Annotated in this window: 15 protein-coding genes and 1 pseudogene; 14 read left to right on the top strand and 2 right to left on the bottom strand. The window is 70.3% G+C overall.

Annotated elements, in window-relative coordinates:
• Nucleotides 1-18 precede the first annotated feature (18 nt).
• The 9 genes from ACFWP7_RS36215 to ACFWP7_RS36175 are packed head-to-tail and all read left to right on the top strand — an operon-like array spanning nucleotide 19 to nucleotide 9,504.
• Nucleotides 19-693: a SidA/IucD/PvdA family monooxygenase gene (locus ACFWP7_RS36215; protein ID WP_384390711.1), complete on the top strand. Its 675-nt coding sequence runs from the start codon at nucleotides 19-21 to the stop codon at nucleotides 691-693.
• A gap of 11 nt (nucleotides 694-704) precedes the next feature.
• Entirely contained in the window at nucleotides 705-1,064 is a 360-nt protein-coding gene (locus ACFWP7_RS36210; protein WP_384390709.1) for a cupin domain-containing protein, read from the top strand.
• On the top strand, nucleotides 1,055-2,125 hold the full coding sequence (locus tag ACFWP7_RS36205) for an FAD-dependent oxidoreductase (RefSeq protein WP_384390706.1): 1,071 nt from the start codon (nucleotides 1,055-1,057) through the stop codon (nucleotides 2,123-2,125). The genes ACFWP7_RS36210 and ACFWP7_RS36205 overlap by 10 nt, the downstream gene beginning before the upstream one ends.
• A 23-nt stretch (nucleotides 2,126-2,148) precedes the next feature.
• Complete coding sequence (locus tag ACFWP7_RS36200; RefSeq protein WP_384390703.1) at nucleotides 2,149-3,414, top strand: ATP-grasp domain-containing protein; 1,266 nt, start codon at nucleotides 2,149-2,151, stop codon at nucleotides 3,412-3,414.
• Between the two features lie 12 nt (nucleotides 3,415-3,426).
• On the top strand, nucleotides 3,427-5,031 hold the full coding sequence (locus ACFWP7_RS36195) for a class I tRNA ligase family protein (RefSeq protein WP_384390699.1): 1,605 nt from the start codon (nucleotides 3,427-3,429) through the stop codon (nucleotides 5,029-5,031).
• A complete protein-coding gene (locus ACFWP7_RS36190; RefSeq protein ID WP_384390696.1) occupies nucleotides 5,028-6,317 on the top strand; it encodes an MFS transporter in 1,290 nt (429 codons plus the stop codon). Before ACFWP7_RS36195 ends, ACFWP7_RS36190 begins: the two co-directional genes overlap by 4 nt.
• A complete protein-coding gene (locus ACFWP7_RS36185) occupies nucleotides 6,314-7,549 on the top strand; it encodes an alanine racemase (protein ID WP_384390693.1) in 1,236 nt (411 codons plus the stop codon). Before ACFWP7_RS36190 ends, ACFWP7_RS36185 begins: the two co-directional genes overlap by 4 nt.
• A 42-nt stretch (nucleotides 7,550-7,591) precedes the next feature.
• Nucleotides 7,592-8,809 (top strand): cytochrome P450, encoded by a 1,218-nt coding sequence (locus ACFWP7_RS36180; RefSeq protein ID WP_384390690.1) that lies wholly within the window; start codon nucleotides 7,592-7,594, stop codon nucleotides 8,807-8,809.
• Between the two features lie 50 nt (nucleotides 8,810-8,859).
• Nucleotides 8,860-9,504: a TetR family transcriptional regulator gene (locus ACFWP7_RS36175; RefSeq protein WP_384390687.1), complete on the top strand. Its 645-nt coding sequence runs from the start codon at nucleotides 8,860-8,862 to the stop codon at nucleotides 9,502-9,504.
• Here ACFWP7_RS36175 and ACFWP7_RS36170 read toward each other — a convergent pair.
• Nucleotides 9,464-9,868: a hypothetical protein gene (locus ACFWP7_RS36170; RefSeq protein ID WP_384390685.1), complete on the bottom strand. Its 405-nt coding sequence runs from the start codon at nucleotides 9,866-9,868 to the stop codon at nucleotides 9,464-9,466. The two genes, ACFWP7_RS36175 and ACFWP7_RS36170, sit on opposite strands and share 41 nt — an antisense overlap.
• A 937-nt stretch (nucleotides 9,869-10,805) precedes the next feature.
• Between ACFWP7_RS36170 and ACFWP7_RS36165 the strand changes: the two genes are divergently transcribed.
• The 3 genes and pseudogenes from ACFWP7_RS36165 to ACFWP7_RS36155 form a co-directional block, all read left to right on the top strand.
• Nucleotides 10,806-11,039 carry a type II toxin-antitoxin system VapB family antitoxin gene (locus ACFWP7_RS36165; protein ID WP_384390681.1) on the top strand — a complete coding sequence of 78 codons (234 nt, stop codon included), beginning with the start codon at nucleotides 10,806-10,808 and terminating at the stop codon, nucleotides 11,037-11,039.
• Entirely contained in the window at nucleotides 11,036-11,443 is a 408-nt protein-coding gene (locus ACFWP7_RS36160) for a PIN domain nuclease (protein ID WP_384390678.1), read from the top strand. The genes ACFWP7_RS36165 and ACFWP7_RS36160 overlap by 4 nt, the downstream gene beginning before the upstream one ends.
• Nucleotides 11,444-11,839: 396 nt before the next feature.
• Nucleotides 11,840-13,422 (top strand): annotated as a pseudogene (locus tag ACFWP7_RS36155) (amidohydrolase family protein); the annotation flags it as partial.
• A gap of 282 nt (nucleotides 13,423-13,704) precedes the next feature.
• On the opposite strand, the gene ACFWP7_RS36150 reads toward ACFWP7_RS36155, so the two are convergent.
• Entirely contained in the window at nucleotides 13,705-14,655 is a 951-nt protein-coding gene (locus tag ACFWP7_RS36150; protein WP_384390676.1) for an AraC family transcriptional regulator, read from the bottom strand.
• Nucleotides 14,656-15,058: 403 nt separating this feature from the next.
• Between ACFWP7_RS36150 and ACFWP7_RS36145 the strand changes: the two genes are divergently transcribed.
• Nucleotides 15,059-15,424 (top strand): hypothetical protein, encoded by a 366-nt coding sequence (locus ACFWP7_RS36145; RefSeq protein ID WP_384390673.1) that lies wholly within the window; start codon nucleotides 15,059-15,061, stop codon nucleotides 15,422-15,424.
• A gap of 67 nt (nucleotides 15,425-15,491) precedes the next feature.
• Complete coding sequence (locus ACFWP7_RS36140) at nucleotides 15,492-16,127, top strand: DUF3105 domain-containing protein (RefSeq protein ID WP_384390670.1); 636 nt, start codon at nucleotides 15,492-15,494, stop codon at nucleotides 16,125-16,127.
• Nucleotides 16,128-16,413: the final 286 nt, after the last annotated feature.

Here is a 16,413-nt window from a genome sequence, read left to right as displayed (position 1 = left end):
CAGAGCGCCGCCGAGATCGTGCTGGATCTGCTCCATTCCCCCGCCCCGCCACGCTCCCTGTCCTGGGCGACCGGCCGGTCCGGGCTCGTCCCGCTGGACGACTCACCCTTCGCCAACGAGTGGTTCAACCCGGCCTACGCCGGTCACTTCTTCACTCTGGCTGCACACCGGCGCGCCCAACTCCTGGACAGCCAGGCGTACTCCAGTGACGGCGTGACCGAACAACTGCTCCAGCAGATCTACACCCGCCTCTACGAGATCGACTACATCGAGCCCAGCGCCCCCCGGCACCGTGTGCTGCCGGGGCACCGGCTGGTCGATCTCAAGCCGATGTCCGGCGGCTACCGGGCCACGCTCTCCTGCTCGGAGTCCGGGACCACGAAGGACGACTTCCTCGACCATGTGATCCTGGCGACCGGCTACGAGAACGCCCTTCCTGAATTCCTCGGCCCCCTCACGGGCCGGCTCGGCATCGGCCGCGACGGACCCGACGTCCAGCGTGACTACGGGATCCGCTGGGACGGTCCCGCCGACCGCCGGATCTTCGTGCAGAACGCCGCCCGCAGCACACACGGTGTCGCCGACCCCAATCTGGCACTCATCTCCTGGCGCAGCGCGGAAATTCTCAACGCGATGGGCGATGACACACGCTACGAACTCCCGGTACCGGACCTCACGATTTCGATCGACTGAAGGATCACATCATGGTGGCGAGCATCACCACGCCTTGCCCGGAACGCGGTGGCGGTAGCCCCTCCGCCGGAATTCTTGAGGGAAAGCTGCTCATTCAGGACTACGAGGGGAAGTCGGCGCTGGAATACCTGCTGCCCAAGGCCCCGTTCGAGGCTTCCTGGTGGGCCGTCGAGCCGGGCTGCACCTCCTTCCCCGATCAGCACGCGGTCCAGGAGATCTGGCTGATCGCCCAGGGCGCGGGCCGCATGACGCTCGGTGAGCGGGACTTCGACGTCACGAGGGGGCAGATCGTCTTCATCCCCTCCCAGGAACCCCACCAGGTCACGGCGACCGGCGACCGGGCCCTGGTCGCGTACTCCGTGTGGTGGTGAGACCGATCGCCGTGGTGACCGATCTCGCCGTCGTGGGCGCCGGGGTGCTCGGGCTGACGGCCGCTTTGTGGGCGCGGCACCGTCATCCGGCGTGGACGGTCCTCGTGCTGGACCGGCAGCAGGTCCTGCACGGTGCGAGCGGACACTCCCTGGCCATCGCCGCACCGAGCGGCCACACCCCACGGGTACGTGAACTCGCCTTGCGCAGTGGACAGTTGTATCGCTCGGGGGTGTTCAGGGAAGCTGTACGGGACCGGGCGGGGCTGGTGGTCTGCCGGGCAGCCACCGCGAGGGCTCTGAGTCACCACCTGACGGCCCCGGTGCGCCGGCTGCCGGCCATCGAGCCGTACGAGGCCGGGCTACTCGGCGAGCTGCGGACCGACGCCGGAGACGAGGTGTACGCGGTCGGCCGTGGGTTCCTGCACGTCGAAGTGGCCGCGCTGGCGGCATGGGTCGACATCGTGCCGGACTGGCCGGTTGTTTCCTGCATACGGACGAGGAGCTGCTGGGAGCTTCGGGGCCCGGGCGGTGCCGTCCATCGCGCCCGGCGCGTGGTGGTCGCTGTCGGCCCGTGGGCCGCGCCCGAGGTCGGCGACCGCAGCGGGGCGGCGTGGGGAGCCGGGGGCGGTCGGGTCAAGCGGGTCGCCGTACTGCGCGTCCCGGCGGCCCGGGCGACCGCTTCCGACCCCCTGGTGGTGTTCCCGGAGGAGAACCTCCTCCTCGCTCCGGCGGACGGCTACGTCGAGGTCAGCTTCCTGCGCACCCGGTGGCGCGACGTTCCGCTGTCCGGCGACGGGCAGCCCGGTGCCGACCCGGCCGATCAGGGCTTGACCGACGAGGACCTGGCCGAGGGCCGGTCCGCCCTCGCCGCCCGCGGTCCGTCCCTGGCCGCCCGGGCGACGGTCGGCCGTGCCTTCTGGGACACGTACTACCCCGACGCGGAACCCCGCGTCACGTCACCGCCTGGGGACCGCTCGCTCGTCCGGCTCGACGGCGGGGCGGGCACCGGGGTCCGGCTCGCGCCCGCGCTGGCCGAAGCAGCGATCGGCGCGGTCGAGTGACCGCCCGTGAGGAGGCTCATCCCTTGAGACACACCGCACACACCGCACACACCGGCAAGAACCTGTTGGTGATCGGCGGCATCGGCTTCGGTGATCCGGGGCGCCAACTGCTGGGGCGGTTCCTCGCACAAGCCCGCGCCCGTGACTGCCGGATCCACATGACGGACCAGGAGATGTTCGTCCATACCTGTCCCGAGGAGGCGAAGCCGCACTTCACATCGCTGGACGTGCTGGACTTCACCGACCCCGCGGCGTGCGTGGCGTGGGCGCTGGCCAGGGTCGCGGACGGCACGCGGTTCGACCTGGTGGTCACCGCGAGGGACGACGCGCAGCCGGCGGCGGCGGCGGTCGCGGACGCACTGGGGCTGCCGTACAACTCCCTCCGGTCGATAGAGGTCACGCGGAACAAGGACCTGTGCCGCGCGGTACTGGCCGAGGCCGGGCTGCTTCAGCCGCAGTGGCGGCTGTGCGAAGGGGCGGAGGACGCGGGGGAGTTCACGGCCGCGACCACCGGTCCGTGGGTGGTCAAGCCCCGCGACGGCACGGGCAGCCGGGCGGTGCGGCTGATGAAGGACGCGGGCGGGCTCGCCGAGGCGATGCGTGAACTGACGGCATCGGACCGGCCGTTCGTGATCGAGGAGTTCGTGGACGGCGCCGAGTACAGCGCTGAGGGTCTGTTCCTGCACGGACAGCCGAAGGTCGTGGCACTCACCGCCAAGGAGACCACGTCGGCGCCGGCGTTCGTGGAGCTGGGCCATGTCGTCCCAGCGCCGCTGGGGCCACGGCAGGCGGCCGAGGCCCGGAAGGCCGTTGAACGGGCGGTGGCCGCGGTGGGGCTGACGTTCGGGCCGTTCCATGCCGAGTTCTGGCTGACCAGCGACGGGATCGTGCTCGGGGAGCTGCACTGTCGGCCAGGCGGCGACTACATCACGCTCCTGGTCGAGCGGGTCCATCCGGGCCTGGAGTACTTCGGCGCCTTCTTCGACGCCCTCTTCGACCCGGATTTCTCCCCCGACCTGACCGCACGCGGCGCGGCCGCGGTGTCCTTCCTCACCGCCGCGCCCGGCAAGGTCACAGAGGTCACCGGCTGGGCCGCCGCGAGCTCCGGTGTGGACGTGGTCCACGCGCACCTACTGCTCGGGCCCGGCGACACCGTGCCCGAGCTGCGCAGTTCCCTGGACCGGTGCGGGGCGGTCGTCGTCGCCGCAGACACCCCGGCGGCGGCCCGGTCCGCCGCCCATGGCCGCGCCAGGTCCGTAGGCATCGTGACCACCGGCCCTACGCGATAGGAGCACGTACGGATGCGCCTCCACGAGGAGCCTCAGCGGCGGTATCTGATCTCGGCGGGTTATCACACACCGAACGGGCCGCTGCATCTCGGCCATCTTGGTGGCCCGTTCCTGCACGGCAACGTGCTGGCCCGGCATTTGGAGAGCCTGGGCCACGAAGTGTGGCAGATCACCGGGACGGACGCTCATGAGTCGTACGTCCTGCTCAGCGCCGTCGTCGAGGGCACTGACCCGCGCAGCGTGTCGGGCCCCAACCACGCGAGCGCCGAGCAGACCCTGAACGGCTTCGGCATGGGCCAGACCGCTTTCGCCGACACCGGTGGGCAGCGGCTCGCGGCCGACTACGCCCGGCACAGCCACGACATCGCACGGTTCCTGGTCGAGCGCGGCCGGGTCGAGGTCCGGGACGTGGACATGCTGCGGTCCCGGAGCACGGGCCGGGTTGTCGTCGGGCCGTTCGCGGTCGGCGACTGCCCGGCGTGCGGCGCGGGGGCCGCCGGGACGTGCTGCGAGGAGTGCGGTGTGTGGTTCGGGCCCGAGCGGCTGCGCAACACCCGGCCCAGGCTGCCGGTGGACGACGACCTTGAGCCGATCGTTGTGCCGACGGCCTATCTGCGGCTCTCCGAGTCCTTCAACGCCAAGGAACTGGCCGGGCGCTTCCCCGAGCGCTATCTGCACCTGGCCGACGACTACCTCGCGCTCAACGGCCCCTGGGTCGCGCTCTCCCACCCGCTCGGCTGGGGCGTCCCCTGGGAGGAACTGCCCGGCCCGCCCGCCCCGGAGGCCGTGCACACCAGCTACGCGCTGGGCACCTACGCCTCCAACCGCATTTTGCGCGACCTCTTCGGCGCCGCGACAGGCCTCGGCGACCCCTTCGCCCACAACTCCGGGATCACCACCGTTCTCACCTCCGGCCTCGACGCCGTGCTGCCCTGCATGTTCCTGCACGGCCTGGCCGACCCGGACCTCGACTGGCACCCGTACGAACGGCACGTGCTCAACGAGTTCATGCTGCTGGACGGCGAGAAGTTCTCCACGACGAGGCAGCACGTCATCACCGGCGGGCACTATCTGGCGGCCGGTCTCGACCCCGGACTCTTCCGCTTCTACGCCGCCCTCGTGACCGACCCGGACCGGCCTGCGGACTTCCGGGTCGCCGACTTCGCCGCGTTCTGCCAGGAGACGGTCGTGGGGCGGCTCGATCCGCTCGTCGCGCAGTGTCTGGACCGCGATCCCGAGAACACCGGCATCGCCGACGCGGCGGCGCCCTTCGTACGGGCCCGGGCGACGGCGCTGTCGGTGGACGACCCGGACATCCGGGCCGGGGCGGAAGGAGTGCTGGGTTGGCTGCGCGCGGGTGAGGCCGGGCTCGCCGCGGAGCGGCCGTACGGGTGGCTGCGGGTGCTGGCATGGTTGGCCTGGCCGTACCTGCCCGGCCGGGCCGAAGAGCTGTGGGGCGCCTTGGGGCTGACCGGGGCGCCCAGGCTGTCCGAGCTGGAACCGGTCGGCGGGGCGGGCCCGGTGACCAGGGCGGTCCCGGGCCGCTACCGGCCGCCCGCCGTTCCGACCCAGCAGCGGATCGCGGCCCTGCTGCGGCCTGCCGATCACCTGTCATGACGCGCCGGGTCCGGCCGGCCGAGGCCATCAGCCTGCTCACCGCCGGGAACCTCGCGATCTGGGTCGCCGGCGGCGCCCGGTTCGCCCTCGGGTCGTGGCTGGCGCTGAAACTGACCGGCGAGCCCGCCGCCCCGGTGTGGTTGCTCCTCGCGGAACTGACGCCGACCCTGTGCCTGGCGCCGGTGTTCGGGCTGCTGATCGACCGGCTCGACCGCAGACGGCTGGCGTTCTGCGTCGATGTAGTGCGGGCGCTGGCGGCGGCGGGCGTGGCGGTCGCGGCGGCGGCTGGCGGGCTGGACTTCTGGATGCTGGTCGGGCTGGCGACGGTGATGGGGGCGGGCGATCAGCTCTCCACGCCGTCCCGGACCGCGCTGGTACGGCAGCTCTCCTCCGAAGGGCGGCTGCTGTCGGCCAACGCCCGGATCAGCGTCACGACGCAGCTGGGCAGCATGACCGGCGTCGCGGCGGGGGGCGTGGCGGCCGACGGGGTACCGGCGGCCGTCGCCTTCGCGGCGATCGCGGCGTGCTATCTGCTCTCCGCCTGCCTGCTGCTGGCCGTCCGCACCGGCAGCCGGGCGGCCGCCGCACAGCCGGTCGCCGTGGGCGGTTCGGTCCTGGCCGGGCTCCGGACGGTCACGGGCTATGTCCGGGCGGCGGGAGGCTGGTCGAGCCCGTTCCTGGTCGTGGTCGTGCTCGCCGCGTTCATCAAGACGTACAACTCCCTGCTCCCGGCGTTCTCACACGAGGTCATGCACTTCGGCTCGGCCCAGTTCGGCGCCCTGGACGCGGCGTACGCGGTCGGCGGCCTCGCGGCCGGGCTGGCCCTGGTCCGGCTGACGGCGGCACGCTCGGGGGCGGGGTCGGAGATGCTCCAACGCCGGGCGCACGTGGGGCTTTTGGTGTTGGCGGTGCTCACGGGGGCGTTCGCGTTCAGTGGCGGGTTCGGCACGGCCCTCGCGCTGTACTGCGGGATCGGGACGGCCTTCCAGACACTGACGGTCTACATGGTCGCCTGCCAGACCCTGGTGCCGCTCGGGGTGTACGGGCGGGTGTTCTCCGGGTTCAACTTCGTCGGAACGGTGCTGGTGCTGGTGCTGTACGGCACGGTCGCGGCCGCCCTGCACGTCGTCAGCCCAGCGCTGATCTATCTGCTGCTCGCCGCCGTCCTCGCCTGCCTGGGGATCGTCCAGGCCCGGGCGGCGGTGGCAAACGGGGGAACCAGAGTGCCGGCCCCGGTCGGCCGGCCCACGAGTGAACGTCCCACGAGCGGAGAGATGACCCCATGACATCGTCCACCCCGGCCCTGGCCGCGACTCCTGTCACGTCCACGCAGCAGTTGCAGACCCTGCTCAACTCCATTCGGGAAAGCCTTGGTTCACCGCCCTACGGCGTGCTCGACCTGGCGGCGGTGCGGGCGAACGCGCGCTATCTGGCCGAGCTGGCCAAGGGCAAGCCCATCCGGATCGCGACAAAGTCCGTCCGCTGCACCCGGGTCCTCGACGAACTCCTCCGGCTTCCGGGCTATCAGGGCCTACTGACCCTTACCCTCCCGGAGGCCCTGCGGCTGCAGGAACTGGGCTACCGGGACATCGTCGTCGGCTACCCGACCACCGACGCGGCGGCACTGCGACGGCTTGCCGCGAACGAACAGGCCTGCTCCGACATCACGACGTTGTTGTTCGACTCCGCCGAGCAGCTGGACTTCACCGACTCGGTGATCCCGCCCGGCCGCCGCCCGGTGCTGCGGGCCTGTCTGGAACTCGACGTGAGTCTGCGCGTCGGTCGCGCCGTGCACATCGGCTCGTACCGCTCCCCGCTCTTCTCCCCGCACGAGTTGCGGGACTTCGCTGCGCGGGTGGCCGCGCGGCCCGGCTACACGCCGGCGGGCATTCTCGCGTACGAGGGGCAGCTGGCGGGGGTGCACGACGGCGGCAACTCGCCGCGGGCGTGCGCCGTCCGGCTGATGAAGCAGACGTCCCGGCAGGAGCTGCTGCCCCGGCGCACGGCTGCCATCCGTGCCGCCCGCGAGATTTTCGAACCGGAGTTCGTCAACGGCGGTGGTACCGGCAGCATCCCGTACACCGTCGCGGACCCCTCGGTCACCGAGGTCGGGGCGGGGTCGGGGATCTATGCTCCCGGGCTGTTCAGCCGCTACCGGGGGCTACGGCTGCGGCCCGCCGCATACTACGCCTGCCCGGTCGTCCGCAGGCCCTGGCCGGACATCGTCACGGTGGCCGGGGCGGGCTGGGTGGCCTCCGGCGTCCCGGGCACCGACCGGCTGCCCACGGTGGCGTACCCGACCGGCCTCGACTACCTGCCGCAGGAGATGGCCGGCGAGGCCCAGACGCCGCTGAGAGGAGCCGCGACGGCCTGTCTGGCGATCGGGGACCTGGTGCTGTTCCGACACGCGAAGGCTGGCGAACTCTGCGAACGGATCAACGAGTTCGTGGTGGTCGACGGCGGTGAAGTGGTCGACCGCTGGCCCACTTACCGGGGTGAGGGAATCGTCCTGCAGTAACCGCGCAACCGAAGCGCAACGAGCCGTCACGGGGGGAATCCGATGATCGAGGACACACTGCTCGCGCTGTTCACGCCCGAGGGCCGGGAGGATCCTTATCCGCACTACGCGGCGCTGCACGCGACCGGCCCGGTGGCACCGGTCGACGGCGGGCTCGTGGTGGTGTCCGGGTACGAGGAGCTGCAACAGACCCTGCGTGAGCCGGCGTTGGAGGTGCACGACGCGACCTTTAATGCCCGCAACAGGAAGGAGATCGCCGGACTGCCGTCGATCACGGTGTTCGCGGACTCTATGCTGATGGGCCGGGCCCCCGGACACCTGCGGGTACGGCGGCTGATGGCGCAGGCCTTTACCGCCCGGCAGATGGCGAGCCTGGCCCCGACCGTGCACCGGCTGGCAGCGGACCTCGTGGAGCGGCTGGCCGGGCTGTGCGCGGACGGCGGAAGTGCGGACTTCATGGCCGAACTGGCCTACCCGCTGCCGGTTCGGGTCATCGGCGAACTACTGGGCATTCCGTCGGCGGACCTCGGGCGCTTCCCGCCCCTGGTCCACGACCTGGGCAAGGTGATGGACCCGCTGCTCACGCCGGACGCCCTCACCGCCGCGGACCGGGCTGCCGACGAACTCCTGGCGTACTTCGCCGACTTGGTCGCCGAGCGACGACGCCGCCCGCAGGACGACCTGGTCAGCGCCCTCGTGCGGGTCCGGGACGCCGACAACGGCAGGCTCAGCGACCGCGAGTTGCACGCCAACCTGATCCTGTTGTTCGTCGCCGGGTTCGAGACGACCGCGAATCTGCTCGGCAACAGCGTGGCCCTGCTGCTGGACCGGCCCGATCTGCAAGACGCGCTACGCCATGAGCCCCGTACCGCCGAAGGCTATGTCGAGGAGGTGCTGCGTTACGACTCTCCCATCCAGCTCACCGGCCGCTGGGCCGTCGGCGACGTCGTGATCGGCGGCACTGCCGTTCCCAAGGACAGCAACCTGCTGCTGCTCCTGGGCGCGGGCAACCGCGACGCCCGGCGCTACGAACGCCCTGGTGACTTCGACCCCGCCCGGCCCGGCATCAAGCCCCTCAGCTTTGGCGGCGGGCCCCACTACTGCCTCGGGGCACCGCTGGCCCGGCTGGAGGCCCGGACCACCCTGCCACTGCTGCTGGACCGCATCCCGAGGCTGCGCGCCGCCGGGGCGGCCGTCCGGGGCGACTGGATCACCGTCCGGGGGTTCGCCAGGCTGCCGGTCACCGGGGCCGCCCGCTGAACCTCCGGGGGGCGCCGGGCCACGTAAACTCTGGGCGGAGGCCATCACACATGACGCCAGCCAAGACGATCGCCGGCCTGCGCAAGGCACCGCAACAGGCCCGCAGCAAGGCCCGGGCGGAGGCGATCTTCGCAGCAGCCCGGCGGATTCTGGACGCCGAGGGGGTCGAGGCGCTCACCATGCGCCGGATCTCCACGGAGAGCGAGGTGTCGACGGGCAGCCTCTACCAGTTCTTCGAGGATAAGTCCGCCGTGCTGACCGCGGTGACGGGCCATTACATGGACACCTTCTCCGCGGCCATCGCCGGACTGGTGGAGCGCGCGAGTGAGGAGCCCTGGCCGGAGCTGATCGGCAGCGTCTTCGACGGCTATGTCGAGCTCTACCGGCAGCACCCCGGTTACCTCGCCATTCGGATCGGCCGCCACCTCACGCCTGAACTGCTGCTCGCCGACGCCGCCAACAACAACAGGGTCGCCGACGGAGTGCGCCGCATCCTGGTCGCCCGCGAGGACCTGACGGATGGCCCGGCCCTGGCCACAGCCTGCCGCGCCGGGGTGTGCGCCGCGGACGCGCTGCTTCAGCTCGCCTTCCGCACGGCCCCCGAAGGCGACCCGGCGATGCTGGCGGAGGCCAAGCGGATCGTCGGGCTCTACCTCACGGACATCGTGGCCGACCCGCGCTACCGGACCGGGTGAGCCGGGGGCGTACCGGCCTGCCACCCTCACGCATCGGCTTCCCGGATGTGCTTTGTGGTACCGGTGTGACCGGCACCACCAGCAGCGCGCCGATCTGGTTGCGGCGCCCGGCGACGGTCTCCGCCGTGAGCCGCAGCCTGTCGGGCGGGTAGGGGTACGAGGGGTCCTCGGGGAGCGGTACCACGGCCGAGGCGCCGGGGACGCGGTCGAGGATCTTGGCCGGCAGGCCGCCGACGGTCCCGACGTCCTCGTCGTCCATGTCGATGGCGTACAGCTCGCCGACGTCGCCGAGGTCGAGTTCCCCCGTTGACTTGGACAGCTTGATGCTGGGACGGATTGGTCCCGGAGGAAGCAGTCCAGACATCCGATGCGGTTGATCTGTCCAGGGTTGTGGTCCAGCCCCGGATGAGCGGCTGTTCAGCTCCGGCGGTGGTGGTCCGGCTCCGGGCCGCGGCGGTACTTCTGCGACGGGAGGAATTGTCTCGCCGGGCGCTGCGCCAGGGTCGGTGACGGACGCAACTCGCCTGGTGTAGTCCGTCACCTGTCAGTAGCCTGTCGTAGATGTCCTGGCCTGCGGCCACGGCCAAAAGGCTTCGCCCGACCAGAGGGGCGGAGCCGCTGCTCGTTGGAAGGGAAATCCGCTGTGCGAAGGCAATATCCCCTTGGCCGAACTGGGCGGACCCGGACTGCTGCGGTTGTAAGCGCCCCCTCGAACTCAAGCACGCTCAGGGGCCATTGAGGGGCCACAAGGACAGGAACAGACCGACAAGCACTGCACAGGGCTGACCCTGATCAGCACGTCTGACCTGCAAGAATGGCGTGAATCGGCAATGATCGGCAAGGGCGCCAAGATCCCCAAGGGACTCATAATCGGTCGGCCGTGGGTTCAAGTCCCACCCGCCCCACTCTCCGCTACGCGGGAAGAAACGATCTGACCAGCAACTTCGGTGGGGGTCGGGCGACTTGAAGGATCTTGGCGGTCATGCTCAATCATGGGTTGGCTACGTTGAGGCCGAAATTGAGGCCCGCGAATTCCCAGAACCGGACATGTCAGGCCATGTTGAGATTGACCCCAGGCCCGGTGCCTGTTGAGAGTGCTCCGCACGCAGTGCCTCGGTGGTGATCCTCTGGTGGATGTCGAGTGGTCGAGCCGTGCCATTTGGCGGCTATTGGGCAACGGCCTGTGCAGGGTGCGCCTGGACCTCGTCCGGTCATCTTCGGTGGGTGACCTCAACTAGTGGTGCGGTCGAATGTTGGTGATGTATCTTGATGGCATACATCATGGATGCTGGAGGTGCTCGATGTCCGTCACGCAGATTGATCTCGATGACGAAGCACTCGCCGAGGCCATGCGGCTGATGGGTGTCACGACGAAGAAGGAGACGGTCAACGCAGCCCTGCGGGACTACGTGGCACGGATCAAGCGTCTCGATGCTGCCGAAAAGCTGGCCGCGCGAGGTGCGCGTGGCGAGTTCGAGCGGGCCGCGGCGGCGCATGACGCGGGCAAGCGTGCCCGGCGCGAGGCCTTCGAGTGATCACATACCTGCTCGACACCTCCGCCCTGTGGTACTTGTTCCGCACTCCCGGTGCCTTGCCGCCGTGGGAGGGACACATCGCCGCCGGGGTGTTCCACCTCTGCGAGCCGACACGTGCCGAATTTCTCTACTCGGCAACCAGTCCGTCTCATCGGGACGAGCTCGCGGAGGAGCTGGACGCACTCTGCTTGCTCTCTCCTGTGCCGAAGAGTGCCTGGCGTTGGGTCGACACCGCCCAGTACAAGCTGACCCAGCTGGGCCAGCACCGCGCGGCAGGAGCGATCGATCTGTTGGTGTGTGCGACCGCGGTCCACCACGGTCATACCGTCCTCCACGTGGACAACGACTTCGCGACGGTGGCCGGAGTACTCAAGGAAGTTCAGCAGCGAGATGTGCGAGCCTGATCTCCTCGAGCCGGTCCATGTTTCGGCCCGTTAGCCTGTCATGGATCGACGCCCACATTACTGTCCTAGAACCATGAACCTGGTCGGTCCTCTGAGCGTATCCGTCGCACCGACCAGATCCGCGAGTCGAGCGGCAAGGGTGGCCTCCGCGAGCCGGGTTGGCAGCGCGGCGCTGAACTTGAGGCCGTTCAGCGCACGCGCATCCACTGCGGGAAGGCACAGTTGATCGGCGCCCTCCGAGACGGCCTTGCTCCATTTGGCGGGTGTCACTTCCTCGCGAAGCCGGATGCAGGTGTCTGTCGGCCTCTGGAGGGGATCGGCGATCGTGGTGAGGGTGGCGGCCAGGGTGGCGCTGGCCCGGTAGCCGGCCCAGGTCCACCAGCGCACGTTGGTGTCGCGGCTACCCCTTACGCCCTGTCCGACCGCTACGCCTCCGGCCCGGTCTGGTCCCCCGACGGGCAATGGCTCGCCGTCGTCGCCGACTCCGCCCTGTGGCTCCTGCCGGTCGCCGCGGACGGCACCCCCACCGGCGAGGCGCGCCAACTCACCACGGAAGCGGCCGACCACCCCAGCTGGTCCGGCGACTCCCGCAAGATCCTCTACCTGTCCGCCGGCACACCCCGCACGATCCCGGTCGACGGCGGCCGTCCCCACACCGTTTCCGTCTCCCTCGGCTACCGCCGCCCGCGCGCGCAGGACACCGTGCTCCACGCCGGGCGCCTCTGGGACGGCACCGGCGACACCGTGCGCGACGACGTCGACATCCTCATCCGCGACGGTCGTATCACCGCCGTCGAACCCCACCGCGCGGGCCGCCCGGCCGCCCGCCGTGTCGACGCCGCCGACAAGACCGTGATTCCGGGGCTGTGGGACTGCCACACGCACGTCACGACCAAGTACGGCGGACGCCAGGCGGCCCTCTACCTCGCCTACGGCATCGCCACCGCCGTATCCATGGGCAGCTTCGCCTACGAACAGGCGGGCGTCCGCGAGTCCATCGCCTCCGGCAACCTCACCGGCCCCCGCATACTCAGCTCCGGGGAAGTCCTCGAAGGCTCCCGCACCTACTACACCGTGAACCGCACCCACAGCACCCGGGAGGGTCTGCGGCGTTCCCTGGCTCGCGCCGAGGCGCTGGACTGGGACTTCGTCAAGACCTACGTCCGCGCCCCCAGTTGGATCATGCAGGAGGCCGCGGCCTTCGCCCGGGAGCGCCTGGGCGTCCGCAGCGGTGGTCATCTGTGCGTCCCGGGCATCCGCGTCGGCCAGGACCTGACCATCCACCTCCAGGCCACCCAGCGCCTGGAGTACGGCCACGCCACCTCGGCCACCGGCCGCGCCTATCAGGACCTCATCGAGCTGTACACCGCCGCCGGGGCGGACTTCCACATGATCGCCACCCCCTTCACCGCGGAGCCGCTCGTCGGCGAGCAGCCCTCTCTCGCGGACGATCCGCGCGTCACCACCCTCATGCCCCCATGGGATATCACCACCGTCCAGGAGTTGGCCGCGAAGCCGCCCACCGCCGACCAACTGGGCGCCCTGGACCGGGAAACGGCGGTCTACCGCCGCATCCTCGACGCCGGCGGCCTGGTCGTCCTCGGCACCGACCAGCCGGTCACCGTCACCGGCCTTCACCTCCACATGGCCCTGCGGGCCTCCATCGCGCGGGCTTGTCGGTGGCCGACACCCTCCGCTTGGCAACAGTCCTGCCGGCCCGCGTCTTCGGTGCCGACGACCTCGGCACCCTCACGGAGGGCAAGCTCGCGGACGCGGTGATCGTGGACGGCGACCCCTTCACCGGCTTCGACACCCTCGTCCGTACGGACTCCGTCCTGCGCGGCGGCGTGCCCTTCGACCAGTCCGACCTGATCCACGCCTTCGATGGGGAGGCTGCCGGTGCGCGACTCGCCGCGCGGGACCAGGACCGCTGGCAGGAGGTCAGCCGACAGCTGCGCGAAGGGGGCTGCTGCGGATAGCGCGTTCCTGGGTCGGCCGTGTTGCCGCATCGGGGCCTGCCTCGATGCGGCGGCGGGTGGTCTCCTCGCGGGTGGCTCGATGACCTCCGGCGAGGAGTTCAGCCGCTGCTCAGACGAGAGGCCTCCGTTGTCCAGGGTGATCAGGCTCACCGTGGACCTGACTGGCGGTCGACTCGCCCAGTTTCAGCTTCTGCTGACCGGCTATCGGGCGCGTCCCGCCGGATGCGAGGTGGCGGCGGAGGCTGTCATCCGCACTGAGTCCACAGACACCCGGCGTTGCGTCTACTCCCGTACAGCCAGTGTCTGGAGGCGGAAGTCCTTGGGTGGGAGCCCGTAGGAGGCGCGGAAGGCGCGGCTGAAGTCGGAGGGGCGGAGGCCCCAGCGGGTGGCGATGGTGTGGATCGGGGTGGCGTGGAGCGCGGGGTTCGTCAAGTCGCGGCGGGCGCCCTCCAGTCGCTGGCTGCGGATCCAGGCCGCGACCGTTTCGCCCCGTGCCTCTTCCTGGAAGAGGCGGTGCAGGTAGCTGAGGGAGATGTGGTGCGCGGCGGCGATGGTGGGTGGTGTCAGCTCGGGGTCGTGCAGGTTCTGGCGGATGAACGCCCGTATGTGCTCGGTCATGGCCCGGTGGCGGGTCTCCGGCGGCAGGGCGGCCTCGGTGTCGAGTACCTGGGCGAACCAGGCCGACAGCAGGTCCAGTAGGACCGTACCCAGGCGTGGCCCGTCGGACGGCTGGAGTGAGTTGGACTGCCGGTCCAGGCCGGTGAGGAACCCGGTCAGCAGGGCGCCCGTTCCTTCCCGTCCCGACAGCCGCACTCCCAACAGCTCCCGTACCCGGTTCGGTGACAAGGGCAGCAGCACCTTGGGGAACTCCACACCCACCCCGGTGATCATGCGGCAGTCCGGATCGTCCGGCGGCCGCGCGTCGTAGGGCAGAGAGGTGTCGACCACATACAGATCGTGCGGGCCGTGCATGGCGGTCTGCCCGGCGTGGTCGACACCCAAGCCGCCGCCGAGCACCAGCGACAAGTGGTACAGCTCCGGGTCGGATTGCCGCACCATCCGCGCGGTCCGCCGGAACCGTGCCGGCCGGAACGAAGCCGGCCACACGGTCACCGGCCCCAGCTCAAGTAACCGCTGCTCGGCCCAGAATTCGGCGGCGTACTCACTGGTCATGTCACTGGGCGCGTGCGTCCGGCCGATCAGCTCGCGCCAGTGATCGAACCTGTCTTCCACCGGCAGGTCCTCGCTCCGGAACACCGTCCCGAGTGGATGGCCCGGGCCACCGCCACGCTCTGCAATTTTGGAATCGGTCGTCTCTGGCTGATCGCTCGACCGATTTTCTGCGCGGGGGCGCTGGAGACCTGTGGACGGTTCAGGCATGACACGCCTCTCACTCCCCAACCCAGTTGGAGGCTGCAGGCTATCGCCGTGATGGGCGGCCGATCCACCCGATCCTTGGTGCATCGACCGACGATGACTCCACCCCGCCCGTTCCAGCGCCGCACGGCGTTGGTTCGCCGAGGGGCGGAGCCGCCTCCGCGCATCCGGCGACCACTTCGTAGACTCCGAGCCGTACGTGTGAGGCAGGGTGCCCCAGGCGTTCCTTCAACTGACCGGAAGAAGCAGGCGACTGACGATGACTGTGCGGCGCCGTACCGGCTCGGTGGTGCTGGGCCTGTTGGTGGCCCTGGCCACGGTGTTGGGTGTGGCGTGCCTGTGTACGCATGGGCCCGCCGTGCAGCCCGTCGCCGCCATGTCGTCCGCGTACCAGGGGCCGGACGGCGCCGACCGCGAGCACGTCTGTGCAGCCCCCGCCCAGAACCGGTGCGGCGCCCAGTGGGTGCTGGACACCCCCACGACCGGCCCCGGCCCGCACCCGCAGCCTCAAAGCGTGCCCGTCCAGGTGGACATCTTGCCGGCCCGCGTCCCGGCACGGACCACGGTGTACGGGGCCGCCCCGCGCCCGCCGAACCTGCACGTCCTTCAAGTCCTGCGGACCTAGACCGGATGCCCGTTCCACCCCATTCACCGGCATCCGTCAACTTCCGCTGTACGAAAAGGACTTCACCATGGGTTCCGCCAACTCCCGGACCAAGGCTGCCGACCGCCGCGCCCGAATAGAAGAACAGCGCCGCGCCGAAAGAGCCCGCGAGCGCCGCAACCGGATCATCACGATCGTCGCCTCCACAGCCATCCTCGTCGGCGTGCTGGGCGGTGGCTGGTACCTGGTCGATGCCGCCAACGAGAAGGAGCAGGTCAAGGCCGCGCCCGTCTCCGGCGAGAAGACCTGGTCGAAGCTGACCCGCAACCACGTCGACAAGGACGTGACCTACCCCATGACACCGCCCGTCGGCGGCGACCACGACCCCGTCTGGCAGAACTGCAACGGCGACGTCTACACCGGCGAACTGCGCGACGAGAACGCCGTGCACTCCCTGGAGCACGGCGCCGTCTGGGTCACCTACAACGACAAGGCAGCCGACGCCGACGTCGAGGCGCTCGCCGCCAAGGTGGACAGGACGCCGTACACGCTGATGAGCCCCTACAAGGCGCAGTCCTCGCCGATCTCGCTGACGGCCTGGGGCCACCAGCTGAACGTGACGAAGGAGTCCGACGCGCGGGTCGCCGAGTTCCTCGAGAAGTACGTGCAGGGCGCGCAGACCCCGGAGCCGGGTGCCACCTGCACGGGTGGGAAGTCCTCGTGAGTGACGACGAGACGCGGGAGTACGCGGAGGACACCGGTGACCGGCATGTCAGGAGGCTGTCGCGGCTGTCGCGGCTGTTGACCGGCGGGTCGCTCGCCGCCGTGCTCGCGGCCGTCACGGTGTTCGCGGTGCTGGTGTGGCCGACGAGCGGCAGCGCCGCGGCCGTACCACGCAAGGACTCGGTGGACGCGGGCTTCGCACGGGACATGGCGGTGCATCACCAGTTGGCCGACCCCGCCCTTCGGGTCGGCCTCGCGCCCTGGACGGGCGGCAACCGGCAGGTGAC

It is taken from the genome of Streptomyces sp. NPDC058470, from assembly GCF_042721055.1.
Lineage (GTDB): Bacteria > Actinomycetota > Actinomycetes > Streptomycetales > Streptomycetaceae > Streptomyces.
This window is presented reverse-complemented; position numbering and strand designations above follow the sequence as displayed.